The following is an 11,283-nucleotide window of genomic DNA, read 5'->3' as shown; positions in this document are numbered from 1 at the left end:
TATAGCAAAGAGGATACACCTGTTCCCATCCCGAACACAGAAGTTAAGCTCTTGAGCGGCAATGGTACTTGGGGGGCGACCCCCTGGGAGAGTAGCACGTAGCCACGTAATCTTTTTTTGTATAAATATTTAAACATACCTAATTGGTATGTTTTTTTACTTACAAATAAAATTTATATTATACACTACATAAGGCTTATATACAAATAAAAGTATTATTAAAATAAAAAATAATAAATAAAAAAAATTATAGATTAAATATTGTTGTAAAATAAAAGTTTATAAACTATAATAACTTTAAAACAATGATTCTAAAAGCGCATAATTAATATTAATTGTATAACTCAAACATTTTCTAATGTAGGAATAGATTTGAGTTTTGTGGTAACGTTACCGAAAACGTTTCCATAAAATAAAAGGTGAATCAGAAAGGGGATTATCTGTGAATATATCACAAATGCTAAAAGTTAAGTGTAATAAAGATATTTCAGCTTGTTCAAATGAAGAAATTTACTTTGCATTATTAGAAATAGTACAAAACCTTGGAGCAAATAAGGTAAATGAAAAGCAAGAGAAAAAGAAACTATATTATATATCTGCAGAATTTTTAATTGGAAAATTATTATCTAATAACTTAATAAATCTAGGTATATACGATGAAGTTAAAAAAATTCTAGCTAATAATGGAAAAAATATAGCTGAAATAGAAGAAGTAGAACCAGAACCTTCTTTAGGAAATGGTGGACTTGGAAGATTAGCTGCGTGTTTTTTAGATTCTATAGCTACATTAGGACTTCCTGGAGATGGTATAGGATTAAATTATCATTTTGGGTTATTCAAACAAGTATTTAGAAATAACTTACAGATTGAAGAAAAAAATGAATGGATAGAAAAAAAAAGTTGGTTAAATAAAACGGATGTAACTTATGATATTGACTTTGATGGATTTACACTAAAGTCTAGACTATATGATATAAATGTTACAGGATATAATAACGTAACTAATAAGCTTCATTTATTTGATGTTGAAACAGTTGATGAAACTATAATAAATGGTGGTATTAACTTTGATAAAGAAAATGTTGAAAAGAATCTTACTTTATTCTTATATCCAGATGACAGTGATGAAAAAGGTCAACTTCTTCGTATTTACCAGCAGTATTTCATGGTAAGTAATGGAGCTAGATTTATATTAGATGAATGTATTGCAAAAGGATCTAACCTTTATGATTTATATGATTACGCTGTAATACAAATAAATGATACTCATCCAACAATGGTTATACCTGAACTTATACGCCTTTTAGTTGAAAAAGGAATAGAAATGGATAGAGCTATAGAAATAGTATCTAAAACTTGTGCTTATACTAACCATACAATATTGGCAGAAGCATTAGAAAAATGGCCAATAGCATATTTAGAAAAAGCTGTTCCTCAACTTGTACCAATAATTAAAGAACTAGATAGAAAAGTAAGAGAAAAATATAAAGATGAATCTTTATACATAATAGATAAAAATAAAAATGTTCATATGGCTCACATAGATATACATTACACATTTAGTGTAAATGGGGTTGCATCACTTCATACTGGTATATTAAAAAATAATGAATTAAATAACTTCTATGAGATATATCCAGAGAAATTTAATAATAAAACAAATGGTATAACCTTTAGAAGGTGGTTAATGCACTGTAATCCAGAATTAGCTGCTTTAATTGGAAAACTAATAGGATATGGATTTAAATCTGATGCAGAAAAACTACAAGATTTAATAAAATATATTGATGATGAGGAAGTACTTAAAGAAATATTAAATATTAAATATAATAATAAAATAGAGCTTAAAAACTATTTAAAAAAAGTTCAAAATATAGATATTAATGAAAACTCTATATTCGATATTCAAATAAAAAGATTACATGAGTATAAGAGACAACATATGAATGCTTTATATGTGATCTATAAATATTTACAAATTAAAAAGGGAAGTGTTCCAACAACACCGATTACAATTATATTTGGTGCCAAAGCAGCACCTGCTTATACAATAGCAAAAGATATAATACATTTAATTTTATGCTTACAACAACTTATAGATAATGATGAGGAAGTAAGTAAATATTTAAAAGTTGTAATGGTAGAAAATTACAATGTTACTGCAGCTGAAAAATTAATACCTGCATGTGATATATCAGAACAAATATCATTAGCATCAAAAGAAGCAAGTGGAACAGGAAATATGAAATTCATGTTAAATGGTGCATTAACTCTTGGGACAGAAGATGGAGCTAATGTTGAGATACATGAACTTGTTGGAGATGAAAATATATTCATATTTGGGGAAAGTAGCTATGAGGTAATCAAACATTATGCACAGGGAGATTATGATCCACTTGATTTATATATAAAAAATAAAAATATAAAAGAAGTAGTAGATTTTATCGTTGGTGATGAACTTATGCAAATTGGATGTGAAGAAAACCTTATAAGGTTATATAAAGAAATAATTAAAAAGGATTGGTTTATGGGGTTATTAGACTTCCAATCATATTGTGATAAAAAAGAAGAAGCATTTAAAGAATATGAAAATAGGAAGAAATGGTCAAAGAGAATGTTGATTAATATTAGCAAAGCTGGATATTTCTCATCTGATAGAACTATTGATGAATACAATAATGATATTTGGAAATTAAAGTAGAAAGTTAGTGGCTATGTCCACTGTATAATATTAACTTATATGTTCACATAGTCACTTTTATATAATTAAAAAGATATAGTAAAACTTATTGATTTTTAAAAGAATGGGTGTTACTATTTTATTAACAGGGAAGGAAAACGTTATCGGAAACGTTATCGGAAACCTTTCCGGAGGAAGACTAAAATATATGAGGGGGAAATATCATGATAAAACTTAAAAAGTATTTAACAATTGCTTTATCTGCAGTTATGGCAACTGTAGCATTAACTGGTTGTTCATCATCTTCTGATGATGCGGCTAAAGGTGATGAAAAAGGTTCAGTATACTACTTAAGCTTCAAACCAGAGCAGGAAGAACAATGGAAAAAGATAGCTGAAGATTATGAAAAAGAAACTGGTGTAAAAGTAAAAGTAGTTACAGCTGCAAGTGGTACTTATGAACAAACTTTAAAATCAGAAATAGCTAAGGAAGATGCTCCAACATTATTCCAAATAAATGGACCTGTAGGATACCAAGCTTGGAAAGATTATACTCTTGATTTAAAAGATACAGAATTATATAAACACCTATTAAATGAGGATATGGCTGTTAAAGATGGAGATGGAGTATATGGTATACCTTACGTTGAAGAAGGATATGGAATAATATATAACAACGCAATAATGGAAAAATACTTCAAATTAGATGGTGCAAAAGCTAAATCTATGGATGAAATAAATAACTTTGATAAATTAAAAGAAGTAACTGAAGATATGCAAGCTAAGAAAGATAAGTTAGGAATAGATGGTGTATTTGCTTCTACATCTTTAACTCCTGGTGAAGACTGGAGATGGCAAACTCATTTAGCTAACTTACCTATATACTATGAATACAAAGATAAAGATGTAACTGATTTAGACAAGATAGATTTTACTTATGCTGATCAATATAAAAATATATTTGATTTATACATAAATAATTCTACTTGTGAACCTACTTTATTAGGAAGTAAAACAGTATCTGATTCAATGGCTGAATTCGCTTTAGGTAAAGCAGCTATGGTTCAAAATGGTAACTGGGGATGGGGACAAATAGCAGAAGTTGAAGGAAATACTGTTAAAGAAGAAGATGTTAAATTCATGCCTATATACACTGGTGTTAAAGGTGAAGAAAAACAAGGTCTTTGTATAGGAACTGAAAACTTCTTCTCTATAAACAACAAAGCTTCTGAAGCTGATCAAAAAGCATCTATAGCTTTCATTGAGTGGTTATTTACTTCTGATACTGGTAAAAAACATGTAACTGAAGAATTAGGATTTATAGCTCCATTTGATACATTCAAAGATGCTGAAACTCCACAAGATCCTTTAGCTCAAGAAGTTTTAAGATACTTAGGAAATAAAGATTTATATAATGTAGACTGGAACTTCGTATCATTCCCAAGTCAAACATTCAAAGATGACTTTGGTGCAGCTTTACTTGAGTATGCTAATGGAAATATGAAGTGGGAAGATGTTAAAACTAAAGTAGTTGATGAGTGGGCTAGCGAAAAAGAAGCAGCTAAATAAATATAACTAATAAAAACATTAATACTTGTAAGTGTATTTTTGAAAGTTGATAGACTATTAATAAAATAATGATCTAGAACTATTTTAAAGATATTAAAATTAAATTAATTCAAGATAGAAAAGGCTTAGCCATAAATAACAGTATATTACCGTTAAACTAAATTAAGGATTAAGTCCTAGTTAAATTATGAGGTAATAATATTTATGGTCTAAGCTTTTTATTTAACTAAGATTATTTTATAGCACTTACTTTTTATTAATAATAGGAGGTATAGTATGCAAAAAACATTGAAAAAATATTTTGCTGTATTTTTATTACCAACAGTGATAGCATTCTCCATAGCATTTATAATTCCATTTATAACAGGATTATATTTATCATTTTGTGATTTTACTACAGTAAGTAATGCAAAGTTTGTAGGGATACAAAACTATATAACAGCATTTGAGCCAAGTCAAAGATTCTTAGAATCATTTGGTTTCACAACTTTCTTTACGATTATATCTATAGTAACTGTTAATATAATTGCATTCACACTTGCCTATTTATTAACAAAGAAGATAAAAGGAACAAACTTTTTCCGTACAGTATTTTTTATGCCTAATTTAATAGGTGGTATAGTGCTAGGTTATACTTGGCAATCAATGATAAATGCTGTTCTAGCAAACTATGGAATAACTTTAGTTGCTAATGGAAAGTATGGACTTATTGGATTAATATTATTAATGAACTGGCAAATGATAGGATACATGATGATCATATATATAGCAGGCCTTCAAAATGTACCTACAGAATTAATAGAAGCATCAAAAATTGATGGAGCAACAAAATGGCAAACTTTAAGACATGTAACAATACCAATGGTAATGCCATCTATAACAATTTGTCTCTTTCTAACGCTATCAAATAGCTTTAAGCTATATGATCAAAACTTAGCTTTAACTAATGGTGCTCCAATGCACAAAACTGAAATGTTAGCACTGAATATAGTAAATTCATTCTATGGAAGAAATAACTTTGAAGGTGTTGGACAGGCAAAAGCCGTTATGTTCTTTATAATAGTAGCTCTTATTGCTCTTACTCAATTGTATTACACTAGAAAGAGGGAGGTAGAACAATAATGCAAAACGCAGTTCCAAGAAGAAAAAAAAGCATGGGAAATAGTATTACATTTTTAATACTTTGTGCATTAGTAGTAGTATTTTTAGCTCCTATTTTATTTATAGTTATAAACTCATTTAAAGGTAAGTTTTTTATAAGTGATAATCCGTTTGCATTTCCTACACCAGAGACATTTGTGGGAATTACAAATTATATTAATGGATTAGAGAGAACAGGGTTTTTAAGTGCTATAGGATGGTCATTTTTTATAACAATAGGATCAGTTGTAGTAATAATATTCTTCACATCTATGACTGCTTATTATATAACAAGAGTAAAAAGTAAATTAACAAGTACTCTTTACTACTTATTTGTATTTTCAATGATAGTACCATTCCAAATGGTAATGTTCCCTATGGTAAAATTAGCGGATACATTAAACTTAGCAAATCCAGTAGGTATGATTGCTTTATACTTAGGCTTTGGGGCAGGTTTATCAGTATTTATGTTTAGTGGATTTGTTAAATCAATACCATTAGAAATAGAAGAAGCTGCTATGATAGATGGTTGTAATCCATTACAAACTTATTTCTACATAGTATTACCAATATTAAAGCCTACATCTATAACAGTTGCTATATTAAATGCAATGTGGATATGGAATGACTACTTATTACCTTATCTAGTTATAGGTTTATCTACAAAATATAAAACGATTCCGGTAGTAATTCAAATGCTTGTAGGATCAAATGGAAATAGAGATATGGGAGCTATGATGGCAATGCTTGTGTTAGCTATTATCCCAATAATAATTTTCTACTTAGTTTGTCAAAAACACATTATAGAAGGTGTTGTTGCTGGAGCTGTAAAAGGATAACAAAAAGTATTATAGGAGGGACATCATGAGAAGAAGTGGGATGTTATTACCTGTTGCAAGTTTACCATCAAAATATGGTATAGGAGCTTTTTCAAAAGAGGCTTATGATTTTATAGATATGTTACACGAAGCAGGCCAAAGTTTATGGCAGATCCTGCCTCTTGGCCCTACTGGATATGGTGACTCTCCATATCAATCATTTTCTACTTTTGCAGGTAATCCATATTTTATAGACTTAGATGAATTAGTTAAAGAGGACTTATTATCTGAGGATGAGTGTAATAGTTATGACTGGGGAGATAATCAGAAATATATTGATTATGAAAAAGTTTATTTATCAAGATTTAAAATATTAAAGTTGGCATATAAACGAAGTAATATAGGTTTAAGTAAAAAATTTAATGCGTATTGTGAAAAAAATAAATGGTGGTTACATGACTATGCATTATATATGGCAATAAAAGATTCATATGATGGAAAGTCATGGATAGAGTGGGATGAAGATATAAGAGAAAGAAAAGAAGAAGCTATATTAATATATGAAAAAAGATTACAAGAAGAAATTGAGTTTTATAAGTATTTACAATATTTATTTTTTAATCAGTGGAATAAATTAAAAGCTTATGCAAATAAAAAAGGAATTTCTATTATAGGAGATATTCCGATATATGTATCGTTAGATAGTTCAGATACATGGGCAAGTCCTGAACTGTTTCAATTAAACAAAGATTGTATACCAACAGCTGTTGCAGGGTGTCCACCAGATAGTTTCTGTGAGACAGGTCAGTTGTGGGGAAATCCATTATATGATTGGGAATATCATAAGTTTACCAATTATGAATGGTGGATAAAAAGAATAAAACAGTCATTTGAATTATATGATATTGTAAGAATAGATCACTTTAGAGGTTTTGATGAATATTACTCTATACCATATGGAGATTTGACTGCTGTAAATGGTACATGGGAAAAAGGACCTGGGATAGAATTATTTAAATACTTGAAAGAGGAGTTAGGAAAAGTAGACATTATAGCAGAAGATTTAGGATTTTTAACAGAAAGTGTACAACAACTTCTTAAAGATACAGGATATCCTGGTATGAAAATACTACAGTTTGCTTTTGACTCAAGAGAGGATAGTGACTACCTACCTCATAACTATAATAGAAATTGTATAGTTTATACTGGAACACATGACAATAATACTATTTGTGGATGGTATAAAGAAATCAGTAAAGAAGATAAAAGAATGTCTATTAATTATATGAATAACAAATATACTCGTGATAATGCTATACATTGGGATTTTATATGTTTAGCTATGAGAAGTGTAGCAGATACTTGTATAATACCAGTTCAAGATTATTTAGGATTGGGATCAGAGGCAAGGATAAATACACCTTCAACATTAGGTGGGAACTGGAAATGGAGAATGGAGAAAGATTGCTTCTCTAAGAAAATGATAAAGAAAATAAAGATGTTAACTAAATTATATGCAAGGATATAATTTTAGTGTCTATTATGTGATAAACTGATATAGCAAAATACAATAATGAAAGGATAGTGTTAATATGAAGGCAATCACAATTAAAGATATAGCTAAGATATGTGGTGTCGGAGTAAGCACAGTTTCAAGAGCCATTAACAATCATCCTGACATAAGTGAAGAAACTAGAACTATGATAATGGAAGTTATAAAAGAAAGTAACTTTGTTCCAAATAAAAGTGCTAGAAACTTAAAACTTTTAGATACTAAAACCATAGCAGTATTAATAAAAGGGATAGACAACCCATTTTTTCAAAATATGATAAAAGTATTTGAAGAAGAAATACAAGATAGAAAATATTCCTTTATATTACATAGAGTTGATTCGAACCAAGATGAAGTTGAAGTGGCTTTAGAGCTTATAAAAGAAAAAAGACTAAAAGGAATTGTATTTCTTGGAGGAAATTTCTCTCATCAAGAGGAGAAACTAAAAGAAATTAATGTACCTTTTGTTTTAAGTACAATAGCTATAGCAGGTGATGTAGATAAAAATTTATACTCATCAGTATGTGTAGATGATAAAAATGAAAGTGAAAAAGTAGTTAACTTTTTATGTGACCAAGGTCATACAAAAATTGCAATTTTAGCTGCTGGTAAAAGTGATCAAAGTATTAGTAAATTGCGTATACAAGGATATCGTAATGCATTAATAAATAGGAATATTCCTATAAATGAAAATCTAATCAGACATACTGATAATAATGAAAATATTCAAATTATAAAAAATGGATATAAGCTGATGAAAGAACTATTAGCGTCAGGAGAGGAGTTTACAGCAGTTTATTCTATTTCTGATAGTATGGCAATTGGAGCAAGTAAAGCTATATTGGAAAGTGGAAAAAGAATTCCACAGGATTATTCTATTGTAGGATTTGATGGATTAGATATGACATATTATTATAACCCTTCTATTACTACCATACGTCAGCCTGTGGAAGAAATGGCAAGAGAAACTACTAAAATACTATTTGATTTAATTAACAAGAAGACTAAAAATCAGCATAGAGTTTTCGAAGGGGAATTAATTGTTAGAGAGTCAACTTCTAAATTAAGAAAATAATTTTAGTATCATTAAGTGTATATGAGGGGGATTAAAAAATGGCAAGCTTATCATTACAAAATATTAGTAAGATATATGAAAATGGTTTTGAAGCTGTAAAAGATTTTAATTTAGAAATAGAAGATAAAGACTTTATAATATTCGTAGGTCCATCAGGCTGTGGTAAATCGACAACATTAAGAATGATAGCAGGACTGGAAGATATAAGTAAAGGGACTTTAAAAATAGATGATAAAGTAGTAAATGATGTGGAAGCTAAAGATAGAGATATAGCAATGGTATTCCAAAGTTATGCCTTATATCCACATTTAAGTGTATATGATAATATGGCTTTTGGGCTAAAATTAAAGAAAGTTCCAAAAGAAATAATAGATGAAAAAGTTAAATATGCTGCTAAAATACTAGATCTTGAAAAATTATTAGATCGTAAACCTAAGGCATTATCTGGAGGACAAAGACAAAGGGTTGCCATGGGTAGAGCAATAGTTCGTGAACCAAAAGTATTCTTAATGGATGAGCCTTTATCAAACCTTGATGCTAAATTAAGAGTTCAAATGCGTACAGAGATATCTAAACTGCATGAAAGATTAGGAGCAACTATGATATATGTTACTCATGATCAAACAGAAGCTATGACTCTTGGTACAAAAATTGTAGTAATGAAAGATGGTGTAGTACAACAAGTTGATACGCCACAAAACCTATACAACTCGCCAAAAAATAAATTTGTAGCTGGGTTTATAGGCTCTCCTCAAATGAACTTCTTAGATGCAACAGTCTGCAAAAATGATAAAGAAATTACATTAAAAGTAGGAAAGCATGAATTAGTACTACCAGAAGCTAAGGGTAAAGCCTTAATTGATGGTGGATATGTAAATAAAGTAGTGTCTATGGGTATACGTCCAGAGAATGTGCACGATTTAACTGAATTAAACGAAGAAAGTACAGGAAGAGAAATTGAAACTACTATAAATGTATATGAATTATTAGGATCAGAGGTATACTTATACTTTAATATAGAACAATTCCCTATGACTGCAAGAGTAAAGGCTACAACTCCAGCGAGAGTAGGTGACAAAGTGAAGTTTAAATTTGATATGGAGAATGTTCATGTTTTTGATAATGAAACTGGGATAGTAATAACAAATTAATAAATATATAAAATAAACTGCTATAATAATAACTATGGCAGTTTTATTTAATACTTTTTGAATTAAGAGGAAGGATTTTTTATGGGGAATTTATTCAGATATGACAACAAATTTTTTGAGGTTCTAGGAAAGATAACTAATATAGTTATACTTAACTTATTATGTATAGTAGCATGCTTGCCAATTATAACTATAGGGGCGTCAGTTACAGCTACGTACTCTGTTGCGATGCAGATGGCAAAAGATAAAGAACCATATATAGTAAAAGAGTTTATAAAAAGGTTCAAAGAAAACTTTAAAACTAGTACAATAGTATGGACTGTTATGTTAATAATAGGAGGAGTATTATTATTTGATTTCTATATATCTAGATTAGTTTTAAATGAATCAATTAGTAAGGCTTTACAGTTGGTATTTACTATGATAAGTATAATATATATTTTTACACTTACATATGTATTTCCAATGATATCTAAGTTTGAAAATACTATAAAAAATACTATGATAAATTCTACTCTTATATCTATACAAAACTTACCTTATACATTAATGATGGTAGCCTTAAATTTAAGTCCATTATTACTAATTAATTTATTTAATATGTATTGGGGACATATAATATTTTTTTACACAGTAATTGGGTTTGGAATAATAACATATATAAACTCTATATTTTTTGAAAAAATATTTAATAGATTTATAAACTAGTAAAAAGGAAATGTGGAGAATTAAAGATATTCTTTATATTTCCTTTTGTTAAAAGGTAGAGAATATCAATGCTTATGATGGCTCTAATAAACTAAATTAAAATAATTTAAAAAAGTTTTAAAAAATGTGTTGACGATTAATTGATATGATGATATAGTATTACTTGTCCTTGAGACAGGGACAAAACGTCAACAAAAAACTTCTTGAAAAAGTGGTTGACAAAGAAAAACAGCTTTGGTAAAATAAAGAAGCTGAAACAAGCAAAGAACTTTGAAAATTAAACAGTAGGTTAACAATAAATTAATTCTTTAAGAATTAAACTGAAACAGCAAACAAACCAAGCCAGATATTCAGATAATGATTAGTCTGAGCGATGGACAAATTTTTTATGAGAGTTTGATCCTGGCTCAGGATGAACGCTGGCGGCGTGCCTAACACATGCAAGTCGAGCGATTCTCTTCGGAGAAGAGCGGCGGACGGGTGAGTAACGCGTGGGTAACCTGCCTCATACACATGGATAACATACCGAAAGGTATGCTAATACAGGATAACATAAGAGATTCGCATGTTTCTCTTATCAAAGCTCCGGCG

At 29.2% G+C, this 11,283-nt stretch carries 8 protein-coding genes and 2 rRNA genes; all 10 read left to right on the top strand.

All coding sequences use genetic code 11. From position 1 onward, the window contains the following. Positions 1–108 (top strand): 5S ribosomal RNA (rrf, locus tag QX51_RS16005); the annotation flags it as partial. A 334-nt stretch (positions 109–442) separates the two neighbouring features. Further along, positions 443–2,701 carry a glycogen/starch/alpha-glucan phosphorylase gene (locus tag QX51_RS16000; RefSeq protein WP_074080268.1) on the top strand — a complete coding sequence of 753 codons (2,259 nt, stop codon included), beginning with the start codon at positions 443–445 and terminating at the stop codon, positions 2,699–2,701. A 203-nt stretch (positions 2,702–2,904) separates the two neighbouring features. Beyond that, a complete protein-coding gene (locus QX51_RS15995) occupies positions 2,905–4,248 on the top strand; it encodes an ABC transporter substrate-binding protein (protein ID WP_039680905.1) in 1,344 nt (447 codons plus the stop codon). 276 nt (positions 4,249–4,524) lie between these two features. Next, a complete protein-coding gene (locus QX51_RS15990; RefSeq protein WP_039680904.1) occupies positions 4,525–5,370 on the top strand; it encodes a carbohydrate ABC transporter permease in 846 nt (281 codons plus the stop codon). Further along, positions 5,370–6,227, top strand: a complete 858-nt coding sequence (locus QX51_RS15985) for a carbohydrate ABC transporter permease (protein ID WP_052233111.1) — start codon at positions 5,370–5,372, stop codon at positions 6,225–6,227. The genes QX51_RS15990 and QX51_RS15985 overlap by 1 nt, the downstream gene beginning before the upstream one ends. A 25-nt stretch (positions 6,228–6,252) precedes the next feature. Continuing rightward, positions 6,253–7,734: a 4-alpha-glucanotransferase gene (gene malQ / locus QX51_RS15980; protein ID WP_039680903.1), complete on the top strand. Its 1,482-nt coding sequence runs from the start codon at positions 6,253–6,255 to the stop codon at positions 7,732–7,734. 64 nt (positions 7,735–7,798) lie between these two features. After that, positions 7,799–8,833, top strand: a complete 1,035-nt coding sequence (locus QX51_RS15975) for a LacI family DNA-binding transcriptional regulator (RefSeq protein WP_039680902.1) — start codon at positions 7,799–7,801, stop codon at positions 8,831–8,833. Positions 8,834–8,871: 38 nt separating this feature from the next. Further along, complete coding sequence (locus QX51_RS15970; RefSeq protein WP_039680901.1) at positions 8,872–9,984, top strand: ABC transporter ATP-binding protein; 1,113 nt, start codon at positions 8,872–8,874, stop codon at positions 9,982–9,984. Between the two features lie 81 nt (positions 9,985–10,065). Next, a complete protein-coding gene (locus tag QX51_RS15965; RefSeq protein WP_039680900.1) occupies positions 10,066–10,692 on the top strand; it encodes a YesL family protein in 627 nt (208 codons plus the stop codon). Between the two features lie 384 nt (positions 10,693–11,076). Continuing rightward, positions 11,077–11,283 (top strand): 16S ribosomal RNA (locus tag QX51_RS15960); the annotation flags it as partial.

Source organism: Terrisporobacter othiniensis (genome assembly GCF_000808015.1).
Lineage (GTDB): Bacteria > Bacillota > Clostridia > Peptostreptococcales > Peptostreptococcaceae > Terrisporobacter > Terrisporobacter muris.
Note: the sequence above shows the minus strand (reverse complement) of the source record. Positions and strands in the feature narration are given on the sequence as shown.

Excerpts from the sequence above, each read along its gene's own strand:
- malQ (WP_039680903.1), top strand. The coding sequence starts at position 6,253 with ATGAGAAGAAGTGGGATGTTATTACCTGTTGCAAGTTTACCATCAAAA.
- QX51_RS15995 (WP_039680905.1), top strand. The coding sequence starts at position 2,905 with ATGATAAAACTTAAAAAGTATTTAACAATTGCTTTATCTGCAGTTATG.
- QX51_RS15965 (WP_039680900.1), top strand. The coding sequence starts at position 10,066 with ATGGGGAATTTATTCAGATATGACAACAAATTTTTTGAGGTTCTAGGA.
- QX51_RS15990 (WP_039680904.1), top strand. The coding sequence starts at position 4,525 with ATGCAAAAAACATTGAAAAAATATTTTGCTGTATTTTTATTACCAACA.
- QX51_RS15985 (WP_052233111.1), top strand. The coding sequence starts at position 5,370 with ATGCAAAACGCAGTTCCAAGAAGAAAAAAAAGCATGGGAAATAGTATT.
- QX51_RS15975 (WP_039680902.1), top strand. The coding sequence starts at position 7,799 with ATGAAGGCAATCACAATTAAAGATATAGCTAAGATATGTGGTGTCGGA.
- QX51_RS15970 (WP_039680901.1), top strand. The coding sequence starts at position 8,872 with ATGGCAAGCTTATCATTACAAAATATTAGTAAGATATATGAAAATGGT.